17 protein-coding genes and 1 pseudogene are annotated in these 18,052 nt (G+C 36.2%); 3 read left to right on the forward strand and 15 right to left on the reverse strand.

The features are described 5' to 3' along the window. Positions 1–103: 103 nt before the first annotated feature. The 10 genes and pseudogenes from MT489_RS17630 to MT489_RS17675 all read right to left on the reverse strand — a co-directional run. Positions 104–775 (reverse strand): annotated as a pseudogene (locus MT489_RS17630) (YhfC family intramembrane metalloprotease); the annotation flags it as partial. A 97-nt stretch (positions 776–872) separates the two neighbouring features. After that, positions 873–1,847 carry an alpha/beta hydrolase gene (locus MT489_RS17635; RefSeq protein ID WP_244682885.1) on the reverse strand — a complete coding sequence of 325 codons (975 nt, stop codon included), beginning with the start codon at positions 1,845–1,847 and terminating at the stop codon, positions 873–875. A 12-nt stretch (positions 1,848–1,859) separates the two neighbouring features. Continuing rightward, positions 1,860–2,402, reverse strand: a complete 543-nt coding sequence (locus MT489_RS17640; RefSeq protein WP_244682886.1) for a helix-turn-helix domain-containing protein — start codon at positions 2,400–2,402, stop codon at positions 1,860–1,862. Between the two features lie 188 nt (positions 2,403–2,590). Further along, complete coding sequence (locus MT489_RS17645; protein ID WP_244682887.1) at positions 2,591–2,944, reverse strand: DUF488 domain-containing protein; 354 nt, start codon at positions 2,942–2,944, stop codon at positions 2,591–2,593. 45 nt (positions 2,945–2,989) lie between these two features. Further along, complete coding sequence (locus MT489_RS17650; RefSeq protein WP_244682888.1) at positions 2,990–3,928, reverse strand: hypothetical protein; 939 nt, start codon at positions 3,926–3,928, stop codon at positions 2,990–2,992. Continuing rightward, complete coding sequence (locus MT489_RS17655) at positions 3,918–4,433, reverse strand: sigma-70 family RNA polymerase sigma factor (RefSeq protein WP_244682889.1); 516 nt, start codon at positions 4,431–4,433, stop codon at positions 3,918–3,920. Before MT489_RS17655 ends, MT489_RS17650 begins: the two co-directional genes overlap by 11 nt. 139 nt (positions 4,434–4,572) lie before the next feature. Continuing rightward, positions 4,573–5,316 (reverse strand): ABC transporter ATP-binding protein, encoded by a 744-nt coding sequence (locus tag MT489_RS17660; RefSeq protein WP_244682890.1) that lies wholly within the window; start codon positions 5,314–5,316, stop codon positions 4,573–4,575. A gap of 1 nt (position 5,317) precedes the next feature. Beyond that, positions 5,318–6,949, reverse strand: coding sequence for an ABC transporter permease (locus MT489_RS17665; protein WP_244682891.1), 1,632 nt, complete (start codon positions 6,947–6,949; stop codon positions 5,318–5,320). A 161-nt stretch (positions 6,950–7,110) separates the two neighbouring features. Beyond that, positions 7,111–8,187 (reverse strand): Fe(3+) ABC transporter substrate-binding protein, encoded by a 1,077-nt coding sequence (locus tag MT489_RS17670; protein ID WP_244682892.1) that lies wholly within the window; start codon positions 8,185–8,187, stop codon positions 7,111–7,113. Positions 8,188–8,396: 209 nt separating this feature from the next. Beyond that, positions 8,397–10,349, reverse strand: coding sequence for a GTP-binding protein (locus MT489_RS17675; protein ID WP_244682893.1), 1,953 nt, complete (start codon positions 10,347–10,349; stop codon positions 8,397–8,399). 231 nt (positions 10,350–10,580) lie between these two features. Between MT489_RS17675 and MT489_RS17680 the strand changes: the two genes are divergently transcribed. After that, complete coding sequence (locus MT489_RS17680) at positions 10,581–11,813, forward strand: EAL and HDOD domain-containing protein (protein ID WP_244682894.1); 1,233 nt, start codon at positions 10,581–10,583, stop codon at positions 11,811–11,813. Between the two features lie 58 nt (positions 11,814–11,871). Here the strand turns inward: MT489_RS17680 and MT489_RS17685 are convergent, their stop codons facing one another. From MT489_RS17685 to MT489_RS17695, 3 genes are all read right to left on the reverse strand, one after another. Beyond that, positions 11,872–13,131 (reverse strand): MFS transporter, encoded by a 1,260-nt coding sequence (locus MT489_RS17685; protein ID WP_244682895.1) that lies wholly within the window; start codon positions 13,129–13,131, stop codon positions 11,872–11,874. A 160-nt stretch (positions 13,132–13,291) separates the two neighbouring features. Then, positions 13,292–14,524: a peptidase U32 family protein gene (locus MT489_RS17690; RefSeq protein ID WP_244682896.1), complete on the reverse strand. Its 1,233-nt coding sequence runs from the start codon at positions 14,522–14,524 to the stop codon at positions 13,292–13,294. Positions 14,525–14,538: 14 nt separating this feature from the next. Beyond that, positions 14,539–15,453, reverse strand: a complete 915-nt coding sequence (locus MT489_RS17695; protein WP_244682897.1) for a peptidase U32 family protein — start codon at positions 15,451–15,453, stop codon at positions 14,539–14,541. Between the two features lie 188 nt (positions 15,454–15,641). Here MT489_RS17695 and MT489_RS17700 point away from each other — a divergent pair, with 188 nt between their 5' ends. Beyond that, positions 15,642–16,118: a DUF2975 domain-containing protein gene (locus MT489_RS17700; RefSeq protein ID WP_244682898.1), complete on the forward strand. Its 477-nt coding sequence runs from the start codon at positions 15,642–15,644 to the stop codon at positions 16,116–16,118. Between the two features lie 9 nt (positions 16,119–16,127). Continuing rightward, entirely contained in the window at positions 16,128–16,343 is a 216-nt protein-coding gene (locus MT489_RS17705) for a helix-turn-helix domain-containing protein (protein WP_244682899.1), read from the forward strand. A gap of 35 nt (positions 16,344–16,378) precedes the next feature. Here MT489_RS17705 and MT489_RS17710 read toward each other — a convergent pair whose 3' ends face one another. After that, positions 16,379–16,879 carry a cupin domain-containing protein gene (locus tag MT489_RS17710; RefSeq protein WP_244682900.1) on the reverse strand — a complete coding sequence of 167 codons (501 nt, stop codon included), beginning with the start codon at positions 16,877–16,879 and terminating at the stop codon, positions 16,379–16,381. Positions 16,880–16,894: 15 nt separating this feature from the next. After that, positions 16,895–17,740 carry a KPN_02809 family neutral zinc metallopeptidase gene (gene ypfJ / locus MT489_RS17715; protein ID WP_244682901.1) on the reverse strand — a complete coding sequence of 282 codons (846 nt, stop codon included), beginning with the start codon at positions 17,738–17,740 and terminating at the stop codon, positions 16,895–16,897. Between the last annotated feature and the right edge of the window lie 312 nt (positions 17,741–18,052).

An 18,052-nucleotide genomic window follows, 5' to 3' on the forward strand; every position in this document is an offset into this window, starting at 1 on the left:
GATATTCCATTAATTCAAATTATGATTAGACCCTTACTGCTCATTTTTCAAAAAATATAGCCATTCCTACCTTTAAAATAAGAATGGCTGTAACCTCTAAAAACTATTGAAATCTCTTTTTTGTCTTTGTGATAAATACGATAGCCAACACTCCAAATACCGCTACGTAACATTCAATGATCCACAAACTTTTAATATGGCCTGTTTGATAGAATGCTAAAGGATAATCGATCGCTGCATGGATAAGTATTGCATATATAACATATAAAAATTTCTTGTTTGCTACTCCAAGTAAAACAAGTAAACTCAAAGCAATCTGTATAAATACTGCAAAGAAACGTTCCACACATGCTAGCATATAAAACGAAATACCTTGATTTAATACCGTTTCTTTTAAAGTCACTAATTGATCAGCCGGAATCTGTGCAGCTAATGAACTCTCCAATGTCCCTGCATTAATTAGGAAGGCGAAGATGATGTTAGGCACGATAATCATAAGCATAAGTACAACAGCTTCAATTCCTCCCCAGCCAATACCAAAAGATAACCCACCTTTGTAATTTAGGTATTTTTTCAACAGCCACGTAAATAATATGAATCTTCCAAGCTCTTCAAATATCCCCGCCGCGAATGCTCCGTACAAACCAAAAATCCAAGGATGATCTGCATAATTTGGGAAATTTGTAACAACGATAACGTGTAAGATTTTTTCTAGCACTTGCGTAAAAACAATAAACCCAATACTCCCTATGATTAATGGCTTAACATAAATACCTGTCTTTTTTTTTTAAAATATTATTAACCCTGCAAATAACAAAAATGAAAATATAATAGGAACAAACATTGAAATAATTGTAGCATTGCTAATCATTTTAAATCATCTCGGATTGTATGTTATCCATACTTTCTTTCCACTTATTTAACCATGTAGTAAGATGGCTTATTGCTTCTTCATGGATCGGCTTGCCGACCGTTTTTACATAATCTTTTTTAGCATTTAATGCTGAAATAGGGGTTAGTTGAACTTTTAGCCCGTGGTCCATATTCTCAATAAGGAAAATGGATACCGGTCCCATCGCATTTTCTGGAATTCTTTCTAAAAATTCATTACTTGTTTGAAAATCCTTCAAACCGTTCATAGCTAAAACAGGACATGAAATCTTTTTCAACCCTTCTACGATGTCATAATTAAAATGCTCGCGGAAATACTTTGCTGGCATCTTCACAAAACCAGCATATTTAATAATATCTTTACTAGTTGAAGTCATTTTTCGATAAAGTCCTTGCGCTTGCTTTTCACTCTTTTCAATTGTATTAAGTTTTTTAATCAGAAAGCCTTTAAACCCTTTTGTGTTACCCATTTCTTTATATACTTGCTGTCTTTGAGCATCAAGACTTTCCTGCAATCCTCCGCCCCCACCCGAAAGGAGAATTAAACCATTTACAGGTCTTCTTTCATTCAAGGCAGTCCCAACAATACAGCCTTCACTATGTCCTAACACGATAATTCGATTTGAATCTACTCTAGGATGGTTCGCTAAAAACTCAAGAGCATTTTCTGCATCCGTCACAGCATCCCAAAGCCCCGTCTTTAAAAGGCTTCCCTCACTCTCACCGACACCACGTTTATCATAACGGAGAGTAACAAAACCAAGTGGTGTCATGATGTCAGCTAAATCTTTATATAAATTGAACTTAAATTTTCCTTTAACCGTGCTCCCATCCCGATTTATATTGCCTGAGCCAGCAAGAAATAAAATAGCAGGTAACTGGTTTTCCCCTGAATCTGGAAACATCATCGTTCCTTTTAACATGACATCGCTTTTTATACTAACTTGTTGTTCCATTTTTCATTTCTCCTATCTATTTTTATTTTCAGTCGTTACAATAGTCGTAAATGTTCTCTTCCTTCTATCTCCTCCTTCTTCATTCTGAAGGAGCTTTATAGCAGCACTACTTAATGTTTGCAAGAATTCCATATATTCATCATCCGTCGCATAGAAGCTAATTTGCCTGTATCCCGCCCCGTCCTTTTGCATATCAAATTCCTCTTGGCTGACATATCTTTCGTAATCAGCCAAGACAACCGAAACGAATTTCATAAATGAATCCATATGCTCTTCCTTCGTCCATTTTGATATTTCTTCAGACGATATGGATCCAGCTTGTTCCGGTAATGCATAAACTTTTTCAATAGCTCCTCGAATAGGATTTTCCTCCACCACCTCAATCACCTTTGCCTTTAAAAGCTTATTTAAATGGCGATACAAAGTTGCTTGAGGAATATCTTGAAGTTTTTCCCCTATTTGCTGAACCGTTAATTTTCTTCCGTTGATCAGTGTTTGTATAATTCTCATTCGTACTGGATGCAAAATGACATCCGCTTTTGATTCCTTCATCATTATTTCTATCTCCTTATTGTTATTATTATCAATAATGATAACAATCTTTGATAAAAAAACTGACCTTGGTTTCAAAACCTTGCAGTCAATCAATTTTAGCCAGTTAATTCTTTTTATATAACCTTTATCACTTTTGATAATAATCTATCGTAAAAGTATTGTCAATACGTTTTTTCACTTTTTCCTTACTAATTTTTATTATCGATTATTTCTTTCAATACTATAGCTTGATTATGTTCTTCATCCTTAGCAGCGTATACTAAAGTAACATTTCCCTTTTGTTTTGACACTAATTCTTTTAGCTCTTTAAATTGATTGTTATAACGCAATTCAACGTTATACTTTTGTTTAAACTCATCAAACTTTTCCGGATCGTGATTAAACCATTTTCTTAATTCTTTTGATGGAGCAATGTCTTTCATCCAATAATCAATCTTTAATAGTTCCTTTGATACACCGCGCGGCCATAGTCTATCGACTAGGACGCGCATTCCATCCTCCTTGGTGGCAACTTCATAAGCACGTTTTAACTTAATTCCCATCTGTCTCATACCTCTCAATAAAATATCATGATCTACAAAAATAGCTCATGTTATTTGATCCCATATTTGAGAAAAAGCAGTGTTATCCATTTTAAAATAATAATCGGTTATCCCATAACTAATGTACCCGCCTTTGATAAGAACTAAGCTTACTTTGGTTCCGTCTTCTAGGTGAAGGATTAATTGTCTATATTGTTTGTCATTACGAAAATCCCCAAGGAGTTCTTCAACTTTTTCGCGTGATTCAGGAGTTGTGTTATTTAATTCATTAACAAAAGCTGATAAGGTCTCCATATCTTCGATGGGCTTATAACGTTCTCTACTATAATTCCAATCACTGTAAGTTCTATAATCTGCTTTAACAACACGATCTGCTATCTTTAATTGCCCAAAAATATCATTTCCATTGTGGATTGTAATACCGTTTAAGCATTCGTAAAGTTCTGTAAAAACTTCTCCATTTACTTCATCATATGCCATGATTCTAAAATCTTTGTTATATCCTTTAACTGAATATATCGTGCTATTTCCAATAGTAGAGGCAAATTCAACTGAATATTCATCTTGTTTGCTCCATTCATCTATTGTAGGTTTGGATGTGCCAAGCTTTTCATCAACTAACGCTTTTGCATGTTCCGAATCTATTTCAGTTGCAGTTTGTGTATATACTTTTCCGTTATATACGACAAGCCCAATCATGCTCATGGATTCTGTGTTCTTTTTCGGCAGCTGGATCGCTGGAATTTCCAAAGAACCATCATTTGTTACCACTATTTCATTACGGTTAGAGCTGTTTTGGTTAAACAACGTATATCCCGCTATTCCAACCGCAATACTTGCGGCAATAGCTATACTTTTTAGGTACATTCTCCTTTTATTTCTTGGCATTTCTGACTTTGCCAAAAATACACCTCTTTTACTTCTCTCATGGAGATCAGTAGGGATTTCAATTTTATTCATCTCCAGCTTCATTTTATTGCTCACCAACATCATCTCCTTTCCATTGTTTACGTAACTTTTTTATAGCTCTGTATAAAATGGTTTTTGCTGTTCCTAATGGAATTTTAAGTGTTTCTGCCACTTCCTTAATCGTATAATCATGGTAATACCGCAAAACGACTACGTTTTTTTCCTCTTCGTTCAAAAGTTCCAACAAATCATTTAATGACATGGACAAAGGGATATCAAACTCACCTTCTTGTGAGGGTAACATTTCCTCAAATTCCCGTTTCAACGGAACTACCTTTTTTTGTCTTCTCAAAATATCGAGCGAACACCTAATGGCTATCTTCAGCAACCATGTTTTAAAATATTTTGGTTCCCGTAAGCTTTGAATTGCCTTGAAAGAGCGATATGCCGTCTCTTGTACAACATCTAAGGCATCAGCTTGATTTTTCACATACACATATGCTGTCCTATAAATATCTTCTTCGTACTGTTGAAATAGCTTTAAAAATGCCTTGTCATTTCCTTTTTGCGCTTTTTTCACTAACTGTTCGATTTAAACCACCCCCATCCTCTCATCTATTAGACATGTATGTGCATTGTTTGGCTTTAATTTTTATCATAAAAAATAACCTCTTCAAAATAAGAGGTTATTTTTGTTTATACATTTACTGTAGTGACTCCTATACTCCTGCAAAAACAGGCTCGCTTTTTTCAGAATTATCAAATGTAGTTTTAGGAAGCTGAGCTCCTAATAAATCACAAGGTCTTCCGATATTTTGGATTTTACCAGCTTTAATTTGAACAATTCTGTCTGCGATTGCTAGCGCATCGTTTTCATCATGTGTCACAAAAATAGACGTAATTCCGGCGTTCTTTAATATGTTCCGCAAATCTTTTCGAATTTTTAATTGAAGCTCGGAATCTAAGTTACTAAATGGCTCGTCGAGTAAAATAAGACTTGGGTTAGGAGCAATGGCACGTGCAATTGCTATACGCTGCTGCTGACCCCCACTAAGTTGATGTGGATACCTTTTTTCATAATCAGCCATCTCTACTAACTCTAAGACCTCTTTCAACCTTGCCTTCTTTTCACTCTTTTTCATATTGAAAAGGCCAAAAAGAATGTTCTCAGCAACCGTCATATGCGGGAACAAAGCATAATCCTGAAAAACCATGCCAATTCCCCTCTTTTCCGGCTGCACAAACGTATGTTGATCAAATATCACCTTATCTTGGATTGTAAATGAACCTTGGCTAGGCAATTCAAGACCTGATAACAAACGAAGAACCGTACTTTTTCCACTTCCGCTTGGTCCTAGAATAGAAATAACCTCGCCCTTTTCAATTGTCATTTCAAAACAATCCAGTGCTTTTTCCTTTATATGTGGATATGAAAAACAAACATTTTTGATTTTAATAAACATCTTATTGTGGCTCCTTTTCAAGTAGCTTATGGAATACAAAAATAGCCGTGGCACTGATTGCAACAATAAGTAAGGATGCTTGTGATGCTTCCATTATTTTTTCATCACTCGCGTATTGAAAAGCTTTCGTCGATAGTGTATCAAAATTAAATGGTCTTAATATCAAAGTTAAGGGGATTTCTTTTAAAATATCAACAAAAACAAGAATAAATCCACTTACAATGGCTCCTTTCATCATAGGCACATCTACTTTTAAAAAGGTCTTTGTTAACCCCATGCCTAGGAGCCTTGACGCATCGCGAAAATCAGTTCCAATCTTATCGTATCCTGATTCAATTGAATTAAAACCGATGGCAAAAAAGCGTATAATATATGCTGCAATGAGCATAACAAGGCTGACACTTAGAACTAGCCCGGTATTGATGCCAAGCATTTTATAAACTGGAGCAAGTGCCTTATCAACTGCTATAAAAGCAGTAACTACCGCGACAGCAATGACTGCTCCGGGAATCGAATAACCAAGCACCGTCAATTTAGGGAGTGCTTTGGCAATTTTCCCGTGAACAAGTCGACCGAAATTACCAACAATAAGCGCGAAAAAGATGATAAGTGTTGAACTGATTCCTGCTACCATGACAGAGTTTTTCACATATAAAAGAAAATTATTAAATGGTATTTTCCCCCAAGTCAAAATGAACCAATCGATTAATTGTATACTCGGTATCAAAAAGGCTAGGCTAAAAACAAACATACCGTATAAACTAGCTAGTATTGCTTTTTTTCCCTTTAATCGTACAAGAGGGAGCGGCCGAACTTTAGTTGACGAAAAACTATACTGTTTTTTCCCGCGCAGCAATTTTTCAACAATAAGAATAAATATTACTAGCCCCATTAATGATGCGGCAAGTTTAATAGAAGATTCAATGTCTCCCAAACCAAACCATGTTTGAAATATAGCTGTACTGAATGTTTGGATACCATAATATTTAACAACCCCATAGTCATTCAATACTTCAAGCACGACCAAGCTTGCCCCGCCAATTATTGAAACACGAGAAATTGGAAGCACCACTTTAAAGAATATTTGCCATGGTCCCCTGCCAAGAACTCTTGCACTTTCAATAAGAGAAGCTGATTGCTGGGACAAGAAAATTCTTGTGATTGTATATACATATGGATATAAAAATAAAGTATAAATGAAAATGGCTCCAGGTATATTCATAATATCGAAATAAGTTGGATTCACAGTAACATCGAACTGGTTTCGTAAAGTTTTTTGAATAACACCTGTATAGTTTACAATTCCGTGATACGTGTAAGCACCAATGAATGGTGGAATCGATAGCGGTAATATAAGCGCCCATTTCAAGAAGTTCCTTAAAGGAAATTGATATTGAGCTATTAACCAAGCTAAACTGAGACCAATAATAATGGTGAGCAGCGCTGTTGAAATTACTAGAATTATAGAAGTTTGCAAATATTGAAAAAGTACATGTTTTTTAATATGTTCCCAATTTTCATTTACAGGAGAAAATATCCCTGAAACTATAGATAAATTAGGAAGAAATAACAAAAGAATAATGACTGTTGCTGCTATCGTCCAACTATTCACATTCACGAGAAACTTTCGCATGATGCCTACACCTCTGAATCAATGACCATTACGGAATTTAATACACAATTAATGATAAATTTATTACACGGATTTTAAAATTAATCACTTACCAGATAATATTTCAAACCTTTGATAACCGCAAGAAACCCCTTGCTAGAATACAGCAAGGGTTCTCTCTATTATTTCCAGCCGACTTCGTTGAAAATCATGAGCGCTTTCGCGTTATTATCACCTAGTACTGATAGTGGGATGTCTTGTTCCTTGAACTCTCCCCATGATTGTAGCAATTCAGATGGCTTAACATGTTCATTTACAGGATATTCATAATTTGCTTCTGCAAAAACAGCTTGTGCTTCATCGCCAGATAAAAACTCAAGTAGTTTAACCGCATTGTCTTTATTTTTAGATGCCTTTACAACTCCAGCACCACTCACATTAACATGAGCGCCAGTTGTTTCTTGGTTTGGAAAATATACTCCGAGCTGTTCAGCCACTTTAACTTCTTCAGGATCTTGAGAATTTAACATTTGACCAAAATAATAAGTGTTCATAATGGCAACGTCACCTACACCTGCAACAATTGCTTTTGCTTGGTCACGATCTCCACCCTCAGGTTTTTGAGCCATATTGTTTACAATTCCTTGTGCCCATTCTTTTGCTTTATCCTCTCCATCAATCTCAATGAATGATGCAAGAAGGGATTGATTATACACACTTTCAGATGAACGAACTAAAATGCGTCCCTTCCACTTATCTTCCGTTAGGGCTTCATAAGTAGAAAGTTCCTCAGGTTTAACTTTTTCTTTATTATACACTAAAATACGAGCTCTTTTCGTTAAACCATACCACATTTTATCTTTATCTTGAAATTTACTAGGGATTTGCTGATCTAGTACTTCACTGGAGACAGACTGTAGCACCCCTGCATCCTTCGCACGGAACAATCTTCCTACATCGGCAGTTAAAAAGAGGTCCGCTTTTGTAGCATCACCTTCCCGCTTGATTCTTTCAAGCAGTTCATCTGCCTCTCCCTTAATAATGTTTACTTTAATACCTGTTTGTTCTTCGAATTTAGCATATAGTTCATTATCAACATCATAATGTCGGCTTGTATATAGATTAACTTCTTTGTTTTCGGCAACTTTCTCATTCCCTTTGGAATTAGAAGAGCCTTCTTTATTTTCTTCTTGCTGACTTCCGCAGGCTGCAAGCACCAAAACAAAGAAGCAGATTAATATCGAAAAAACTTTTTTCAAGATGTTTCACTCCCTATTAATATATGTACTCACTCGCATAATTGAAAATGATTCTCAATTTCAATTATATGGATGTGAGCCTATTTGTCAATTGCTTTTAACAAAAATATTCTCTATTTTATTTTCAGGAGTGCAACATACTCATTTATTATCAACTGATATTTTGGTAAGAATACCTAAAATATGATTATAATTACTACTAAATATTTTTACAACGCATGCATTTTACTCTCCGCCTCATCCCACCTCACAGTATATCCTTGGCCTTTAGCGCAAAAGATGGAGGAAGAAGTGTATTTGGGATCAGCATTTTTATCGTACCCAATTTTTTCAATGACTTCCTTCTCATTATGGCATCGTTCATATCCAGAAAAAACGAGGGAAATGGCTCCTTTTCCATGCGTTAAAGCGTATAATTGAGCTGGATAATCCATAAAAGTCGCAACAGGTGCTATTCCTGTTAAAAATGCTTTATCTCCTTCAGTCTTTGGTGGATCAAATGTACCATGTTTAGCCTGAATATCAGAAATGACACGACCCATCTGATCAATATGAATTTTTATTTTATATAGATAAACTGGCTCCAACACGATATTTTTTGCCTTTTCCAAACCTTGTCGGAGTGCTCTGAAGGTTGCCTCTCTGAAATCTCCACCTGACGTATGCTTATTATGGGCACGTCCCGTGAGTAATGTGACTTTTACATCGGTCAATGGCGAACCAGTTAAAATCCCATTATGTTCTCGTTCAAAAAGATGGTGTTGAATAAGATTTTGATTTCCAACGGACAAGTCATCTGCATGGCAATGATTTTCGAAAATAATCCCGCTATTCCTCTCTGCTGGTTCTATCTTCAAATGAACTTCGGCATAATGTCCTAATGGTTCAAAATGGCCGTAGCCTCTAACGGTTGTTTCAATCGTTTCCTTGTAAAGAATTTCTGGTTTATCAAAAGCAACCTTTAATTGAAAGCGCTCAAAAACAATTTGTTCCAATACTTCAAGCTGAATAATGCCCATGACATGAATATGAATTTCCTGCAAACTTTCTTCCCATATGACATTTAGTGACGGATCCTCTGCATCCAACATATTAAAATAACGAATCGCCTCTTTTATATTAATCCCTTGCTCAAAAATCACTCTTGATTTAAGTGTTGGAATCATCTCATAGTTTATTTTTTCTTTCAATGTTCCTATCCCGTCTCCAACTTCAGTTTTAGACAATCCTGTAACTGCAAACAATTGCCCGGCCTCAACTCTATCAATTGATTGGAACTTATTCCCACTGTACATTCTGATTTGGGTTACTTTTTCGGAAATGGGCTTATCAAAGTGCCTGTAATTCATTTCCTCCCTTACATGTAACGTCCCTTTTAATGCCTTAATAAAAGTTATGCGAGTTCCATTCTCATCATGGCGTATTTTATAAACTTGACCAGCAAAAGGAGATTGATTTTCGTATGATGTAGAAGTTAATAAATCGAGCTTTTCAAGAAAGGAATCAACTCCAATATCCTGAAGGGCGGAACCACACATACAAGGAAAAAGTTGATTTTCATTGATCATTTCTTTCATAGTAGATAGCCACATTTCTTTGTCGTAACCTTTTTCCATATAATGCTCAAAAAGGGCATCATTTCTTTCTGCAATGAATTCAATTAAATCCTCAATCATCCTCTCATTAGAAAAAGAATCTGTTAGATTATAGACATCTTCCGTTAAGTTCAATCGGATATCCTTTATGATTGCATTTACGTCCGCTCCAACTCGGTCGATCTTATTAATAAAGAAAAACGTCGGCACTTGATGTTTTCTTAAAAGTTCCCAGACCGTTTCTGTATGACCCTCAATCCCCTCTACTGCGCTTATAATGATGACAGCATAATCCATCACCTGAATGGCACGTTCCATTTCAGGAGAAAAGTCTACGTGTCCAGGAGTATCGATTAAATAATATTGAGAATCCCGAAAAGAGAACATCCCTTGTTCAGCAAATACTGTTATTCCCCTTTGTCTCTCAATCTCATGATTGTCTAAAAAAGCATCCTGATGATCAACCCGCCCCCTTTGCTTTATGCTTTTTGTATGATAAAGAATTTGCTCAGATAAAGTTGTTTTCCCAGCGTCTACATGTGCTAATATCCCTATCGTTTTGTTCATGCTCATACCCCGATCCTAAATCATCCTTTATTATTACCATTATAACAAACTGAACAAAAGAACTTGACCATCGTTTTTTTGGAGAGCGTTGTCATTTTTTTGTGAAATTAGTACTAGTTCATTGTCATTATTTCCATATTATTGTATATTATTGTTAGGTTTTTAATTTTCTAAATAACATCAATTTTAAATAAATTTTTATTGTATTAAGTGAATTATAGGGGGAGAAGCATGGAGTTTTTTGTAGCGAGACAACCTATTTTTACAAAATCGAAAGAGATCTTTGCATATGAATTGCTCTATCGCAGTAGTCAGGAGAACATTTTTACTGATATTGATGGAGATGTTGCGACGACTGATGTCATTGTCAATAGTTTTATTAACATTGGAATAGGTCAGCTCTCAAACGGAAAACCATGCTTTATTAATTTTACTGAAAGATTATTAAATATAAGACTCCCTTCCTACTTTCAACCAAATGAAATAGTAGTAGAAATCTTAGAAACCGTGGAATTTAATCAAGAATTAGTAGATATATGCATGGAACTAAAAAATCAAGGGTACAAAATAGCTCTTGATGATTTTGTCTTAAATAAAGATAATCCATATTCTTACCCCCTATTGCAGCTAGCAGATATAGTAAAAGTTGATTTTCGAGAGACTTCTTTACAAATGAGGCAAATCATTGAACATATTTCAAAGCGCTTCCACTTTAAATTACTTGCTGAGAAAATTGAAACGAAAGAGGAGTTCGATTTAGCAGTAACGTCTGGCTACGAGTATTTTCAAGGTTATTTTTTCTCTAAGCCTATCATTCTTTCAACAAGGGATATACCTGAGTACTTTCAAAATTACTTTGTCATCATTAATCTATTATCCGATGATGAACCTGATTTAGCACAAATAACCGAGATAATAGAAAGAGATTTATCATTATCATATAAACTATTAAAACTAATTAACTCCCCTACTTATCGTCCTGCTAATAAAATTAATTCTATTAGGCAGGCGATTGTCCGAATTGGATTAACAGAACTAAAAAAATGGCTCTATATTCTATCTATTAGAGGTAGTACGACGGTAAGAAGTGAATGGTCTAAAGAAATTTTCTTCAATAGTCTAGTAAGAGCGAAAATGTGCGAGTTGATCGCAGATCATAGGGGTAAAGACAAGGAATCATCATCTTATTTCTTAACCGGAATGTTTTCTCTTATGGATGTATTATTAGGCCAAAACATGGATGAAATATTGCATTCTATGCCGCTTCAAGAAGATATTTGCGAGGCTTTAAAAGGGAAATCCAACACAATGAAAGATACACTGGATTTGATTATTTCCATTGAAAAAGGAGATTGGGAAGATTTTAATACTTGTTGTGAGAAGTTAATGATTGAAGACGGTATTGCACATAGCAGCTATTATGAAGCTTTTAAATGGGCAACTCAACTAATGGAAGAATCATAACGTTAAAAGGAAAATCCAAAAATGTATTTGGAATTTCCTTTTATTTATTTTACTTGTTTCATTGTGCTGTTTGTCTTACCTCTTGCCGCTGTTCCTTAATCAACATTCCTCCGATTAACCCTATGAATGAGAATACAACGGGAATAATAAAGCCGTAATGATACCCTACAGCACTCGGTGAGGTGTGAAAGTAATCGAGTATCTTCCCAAAAATACCCGGTAATAGAACAGCGCTTAAAAAACCACCCGTATTAGCAAAGCCTGATACGACCCCAACGACCTTTATATCAAAAGATTGCCGGACTACAGCAAATGTTAAAGAGCTTGCACCGTTTCCGAAACCGATAATTAGGAAAAGAATAACGAGTACTGCATATGGTGGCTTTCCGCCGACCACAAACAACGCAAGCCAACATAAAAAAATAATAAAGTGAACTAACATATAAGGACGTTTGATTGTTCCTAAACGGCTTGCAATCCAAGTTGTCAAAGGTGAACCCACGAGCGCTCCGATCAAACCAATCATGACAAGCTGACTTGCACTTGAACGTGACATTCCATACACATGGATTCCGTACGGTACCGCCCACGAACCAATGAATCCAATATATGTCCCTACAAGACCGAAATGACAAAAGAAGGTTGCCCACGCTTGACGAGCGGAAAATATTCTACGCAACAGCACACCCGTTTTTTCCCGCTTAGACCCAGTCTGGATAGAAAATTTATAATCCTTAATCATATGTTTCGGCTTTTTCTCAAGAACATAAAAAAGAAGACATGCACAAAGACATAAAATAATTCCTACCGTAAAAAAGACTGGCCTCCAGCCCGATATGCTAATCCAAGCAGAAAAAGGAACAGTCGCCATTAATACTCCTAGACTTCCCGACATTCCGGCAATTCCAAGCAATCCAATGAACTCTTTCACTTTGAACCATTGGCTAAGGATTAATACTAAATTTACCCATATAGCTGCATCGCCAATTCCAACCATCAGCCGAGCAATTAAAAGGATAAGCTCATTAGGGGCAATGCTATATACTAGTGTTCCTACACCGTTAAGCAAAGCACCAATAATCAAGAAAAAGTTTGGTCCAAATCGATCCGATAAAATCCCCACTGGAATTTGTAAGCTAGCATAAGCAAAAAATTGAATACTCGTTAGTAACCCAATAGTCGCTGCAGTTACTTTAAAATCATGCATCAATTGATCTGAGATTAACCCTGGTGCAGTTCTTTGACTTACAATCACAAAGTACGTAAATAATACCGTTACAAATACAATCCATCTATATTTACTATTTTGCTTTTCCACTGATGTCGTCTCCCGTAACTATAAATATCTATTAATTATACTCCTAAGAGAACCTATCTCACCAATCAAAATATGGAAATGGGAAGAAAAATAAAAAAAGGAATGAGCTACTAATTTAGCAACCCATTCCAATAACATTAACCTGCGTTTTCCCATTTTATTATTTTATTTTCCTCATCATATCATAAGGCTTAACAGGAGCATTCACTTTCATTTTTACTATCATCATCGCATTTGGGGCACGATTAATTGGGCTCCCCTCTTCATCCCACAAATATTCAATCGTTTGATCTAAATGAGAAAAACCCGGTCCATAAAATTCAATTTCATCTCCAACAGCAAAGGCATTACGCTGTTGAATCGTTGCGATTCGCGTCTCTTCATCATATTCCAATACTTGTCCTATAAAGGAATATGCAGGTATTTTACGACGCTCACCAAATAACTGTTCATCTTCAGTAGGTGTTCCATAGTAAAATCCAACCGCTAATTCTCGCTGTGCCACTTTCCACAACTCGTCTTCCCACTCTTGCTTGAACTCATAGCGATCTGGGTCATTGCAATAAGCATCTATTGCTTGCCGGTATACATTAGCGACCGTTGACACATAGTGAATTGATTTCATCCTACCTTCTATTTTTAAGCTATCCACTCCATTTTCAACTAAATCCGGTATATGACGAATCATCGACATATCGACAGCACTCATTGAAAAATCCTCTTCAGGCTCACCTGCAAGAAATGACAGACGTTCACCAGGCTGCGGGACTTCAAATAAACCATATTTCCAACGACATGACTGTGAGCAGCCACCACGATTCGCATCTCTATTGGACATATGATTGGATAACGTACAACGACCGGAATAAGAAATACACATTGCTCCATGTATAAAGGCTTCAATTTCAACATCGGTTTTTTGACGGATTTCCTTAATTTCCTCCATGCTTACTTCCCTTGCTAATACAACCCGTTCAAGTCCCTCACTATGCCAAAAATTGAGTGTTTCGTAGTTAGTAGCGGAAGCTTGTGTTGATAAATGGATAGGTAGCCCTGGCGCCTCTGTAGCACATATTTCAATTAAAGCAGGATCCGATACGATAACTGCATGGATGCCAATCTCTTTGAGCGTGCGGAAAAATTCTCCTGCTCCATCAACATCCCCTTCGTGGGCTACCATATTGGCTGCCACATATACTTTTGCGTTATGTTGTTTGGAGAAATCCACTCCTTCACGCATCTCATCGTATGTAAAATTCCCCGCTCGGCTCCTTAAACCAAACTGATTTCCACCTATATAAACAGCATCGGCTCCGTATATAATCGCTGTTTTTAATTTTTCAAGTGTTCCGGCCGGTGCTAAAATTTCTGGTTTTTTTGTTATTGTTCTCATCACTAGACTCCTTATTATTTTACTTCTTCAGGATCTTTCAAGAAAAATCCTTCGTTTAACGATCTTTCTTCTGGATGTAGAGCGATTAACTTCTCGTTTAAACTTTCCATTTTTTCTTGAGTCCACTTACCACCTTCTAAAACTTGTTTTGCTTCAACAAAAAGCTGTGCTATGTCCACAAAATGTTGACCTCTCGTAAAAAGGCCATCCAATTTCCATTGTGTCAACCCAGCCTTATGTATTGAATCAAGATAAGGAAATAGATTTATATCATCTGTTGCAAATACGTGGGTCCCATTCACATCTTCAAAAATGGAGTAATGTGAATCAGGCTTTTTCAGTTCAGAAATAAATAATCCTTTTGTTTCTTCCTTCTTTTGGTTCGTAAAATTAAAATAGTTTTCTACTAAATTCCTTTTTGAATGGTGAATACAAGTAGCACCATATACTAAAAGTTCCATAGGGATTGTTACTTGCTCCCGGATTGCTTTTATTTCTTCAAACGTTAATTCCCTTGCAAGCACAGCACCTATTGCACCGCGCTTTACCCAAAAATTAATTTGTCTAGCGCTTGTCACCAAAGTTTGAGCATCGTACACGTATGGAATATTGATATTGTGTAATTTTAATAAATGAACGACTCCAGGATCTCCTACAGTAATGGAATCAATGCCTATGTTATGTAAAAAATCCAAATAAGGAACTATCTTTTCAATTCTGTCATTATGCATAATCGCGTTTACCGCAACACAAATCTTTTTATCATGTGTATGAGTAAACTTGACTATCTCCTTTATTTCATTCTGTGTAAACGATGTTGGCAACCGTAAACCAAATTCGTCTTCACCAATATATAAGGTATCCACTCCTGCATTTAGCAACAATTTAGCTTGATTAACAGATTCAGCAGTTGCGATGATTTCAACCATAATGAAGCCTCTTTTCTAATGTCTAATCATTAATAGAAAGAGGGTATCATAATTTCTTTTTTCGTTCTGTGACTAAAATCACTTCACAATTATTCGGATAAATAACCATTCTGTTTCCCGATATATATTTATTGTAAATCGATAAATGAGATGTTATGATAAAGATACTAATTTAGGTGGGGTGGATTATGAAACGAGGGAGTACAACCTTTTTGAAGCTGGCTGTCTTGTTTATTGGAGTTATTATACTTGTTTTATGCATCTTTTGGTTGCCGTGGGAAGCGAGACATGCAGCAGAGATGAATCCTGAGTATGCTTATTTGAGATATCCCGTTCTGTTTGGTTTGTATATTACAGCCATACCATTCTTTTTGGCTCTGTACCAATCTTTAAAGCTTTTAATTTATGTGGAAAAGAATAATGCTTTTTCAAAATTAGCAGTAACTTCCTTAAAGTATATAATGCGCTGTGCTAATACAATCACTATTCTTTATGTAGTTGGTTTTTTCTTTCTTGTATCACAAAACGCTATGCATCCAGGGATTGCTCTCGTTGGATTTACCATCATTTTTACATCTTTAATTATTTCTCTCTTTTCAGCTGTCCTTCAAGCACTCTTAAAAAATGCATTGGACATTAAATCAGAAAATGATTTAACAATATGAGGTGGACATATGGCGATTATAATTAACATCGATGTTATGCTAGCAAAAAGAAAAATGAGTGTAACAGAGCTCTCGGAAAAGGTCGGAATCACTATGGCCAATCTTTCAATCCTGAAAAATGGAAAAGCTAAAGCCATAAGACTTTCCACATTGGATGCCATATGTAAAGCACTTGATTGCCAGCCCGGAGATATTCTTGAATATAGAAATGACATGGAGCAGTAGAAAAAAAGGAGGATCAGACCTAGTCCAATCCTCCTTTACTTTATCCATTTATCTAATAAAGGGCCAGTATCTCCAAACACTGGATCTGTATTAGGTATCGGTACATTTTTTATTTCTGCTAAGTCTTGCGTCCGTGACTTTATATCCCGTCTTCGCAAATTAGGATTCGTGCCATTCGGGTAAGCCCCTACAGCTTGAAAGTCATCGCTGCTCTCGATTTTTTTATGCCCTGTTCCCACAGGAAGAACGATAACATCTCCCATTTTAACTTGTAGACGTTCTCCTTTCTCTCCTCCTACTAGGATTGTTGCCTCTCCATTCTTAACACCGAGTACTTCGTGTGTATTGCTATGATAGTGGTGATAATCATATACACCGCCTGACCAGCTCCCCGTCCACTCATGTCGGTTAAATGTAGACTCAATATCTTCAGGATTGTCCTTAAAAATTTGTTCATACACAATCACAGGTAATTCTGGATTGTTTGGAATCTCTCCGTCGTCGCGAAACATGAAAGTTTTTACATTATATTGCAAGTCACTCCAGCTCCTTTATAAATTAGAAGTATTAAAAGTATCCCCATCTTCCAAATTACCTGACTGATATCCTTTTTTGAACCAACGCATTCTCTGTTCTGAAGTACCATGAGTAAAGCTTTCAGGCACAACATATCCTTTTGCCTTTTTTTGAAGTGTATCATCCCCTACAGCGCTTGCTGCATTAATCGCTTCTTTAATATCACCATCCTCTAATAGATTCAAGCTTTCAGCGTGATTAGCCCATACTCCTGCATAATAATCTGCCTGCAATTCAAGCCTAACCGAATATTTATTGTATTCTTTTTCGCTCAACTTTTGTCTAAGTGCTGCTACCTGATCACTCGTTCCCAGTAGCTTCTGCACGTGATGCCCTACTTCATGAGCAATGACATAAGCCATCGCAAAGTCTCCTGGAGCATTAAATCTTTGTTGGAGTTCATCATAAAAACTTAAATCGATATAGAGTTTCTGATCCCCAGGACAATAGAATGGTCCTACCGCTGAACTTGCTGCTCCGCAGGCAGATTGAACACTATCGGTATATAATACTAATGTTGGATTTTTATAAACCAGACCATTCTCTTTAAAAATATCGCTCCATACATCCTCTGTATCTGCTAAAACGACAGAAACAAATTCTGATAGCTCCTTCTCTTTTGCCGATTCCTCATACGGCGGAGGACTGTCATAGCCTTGATTTTGAACACCTTGTAATAAGGAACCGGGATCTCCTCCTAAAAATGTAAATACTAGTAGAAGTATTAGACCTCCAATTCCGCCTCCAGCAATCATCGAGCCTCCGCCCATCCCTCTTCTATCTTCAACATTTGTACTGCCTCTTCTACCTTCCCATCTCATATATTTTCATCTCCCAATACTACTGATATAACAACGTACTATTGATATACCCGAGTTTAGTAGTTTTAATTATTTGAGATAAAAAACGATTAAAGAAGCTTTCCCTACTATCCGAAATATCAAGTAACGTGAGCCATCTGCCTTCAGACTTTCATATATATAATAGTTCTACCGAAACGGACAATAGACCTCCAGAACCTTTATATATTTTTCCTTAATTACTTCCGCCTTAGAACTGTTTATATAGAACCTGATTTTCCTTTTCTTTCATAAATGCAAGTGGATAATGATTTCAATTCTCATCTCTTCATA

Source organism: Lederbergia wuyishanensis (assembly GCF_022900255.1).
Taxonomy (GTDB): Bacteria; Bacillota; Bacilli; order Bacillales; family Bacillaceae_C; genus Lederbergia; species Lederbergia wuyishanensis.

Bases quoted from the DNA above. Each gene is read 5' to 3' on its own strand.
- MT489_RS17635 (WP_244682885.1), bottom strand. From the start codon at position 1,847: ATGGAACAACAAGTTAGTATAAAAAGCGATGTCATGTTAAAAGGAACG.
- MT489_RS17640 (WP_244682886.1), bottom strand. From the start codon at position 2,402: ATGATGAAGGAATCAAAAGCGGATGTCATTTTGCATCCAGTACGAATG.
- MT489_RS17645 (WP_244682887.1), bottom strand. From the start codon at position 2,944: ATGGGAATTAAGTTAAAACGTGCTTATGAAGTTGCCACCAAGGAGGAT.
- MT489_RS17660 (WP_244682890.1), bottom strand. From the start codon at position 5,316: ATGTTTATTAAAATCAAAAATGTTTGTTTTTCATATCCACATATAAAG.
- MT489_RS17665 (WP_244682891.1), bottom strand. From the start codon at position 6,949: ATGCGAAAGTTTCTCGTGAATGTGAATAGTTGGACGATAGCAGCAACA.
- MT489_RS17675 (WP_244682893.1), bottom strand. From the start codon at position 10,349: ATGAACAAAACGATAGGGATATTAGCACATGTAGACGCTGGGAAAACA.
- MT489_RS17680 (WP_244682894.1), top strand. From the start codon at position 10,581: ATGGAGTTTTTTGTAGCGAGACAACCTATTTTTACAAAATCGAAAGAG.
- MT489_RS17690 (WP_244682896.1), bottom strand. From the start codon at position 14,524: ATGAGAACAATAACAAAAAAACCAGAAATTTTAGCACCGGCCGGAACA.
- MT489_RS17695 (WP_244682897.1), bottom strand. From the start codon at position 15,453: ATGGTTGAAATCATCGCAACTGCTGAATCTGTTAATCAAGCTAAATTG.
- MT489_RS17700 (WP_244682898.1), top strand. From the start codon at position 15,642: ATGAAACGAGGGAGTACAACCTTTTTGAAGCTGGCTGTCTTGTTTATT.
- MT489_RS17705 (WP_244682899.1), top strand. From the start codon at position 16,128: ATGGCGATTATAATTAACATCGATGTTATGCTAGCAAAAAGAAAAATG.
- ypfJ (WP_244682901.1), bottom strand. From the start codon at position 17,740: ATGAGATGGGAAGGTAGAAGAGGCAGTACAAATGTTGAAGATAGAAGA.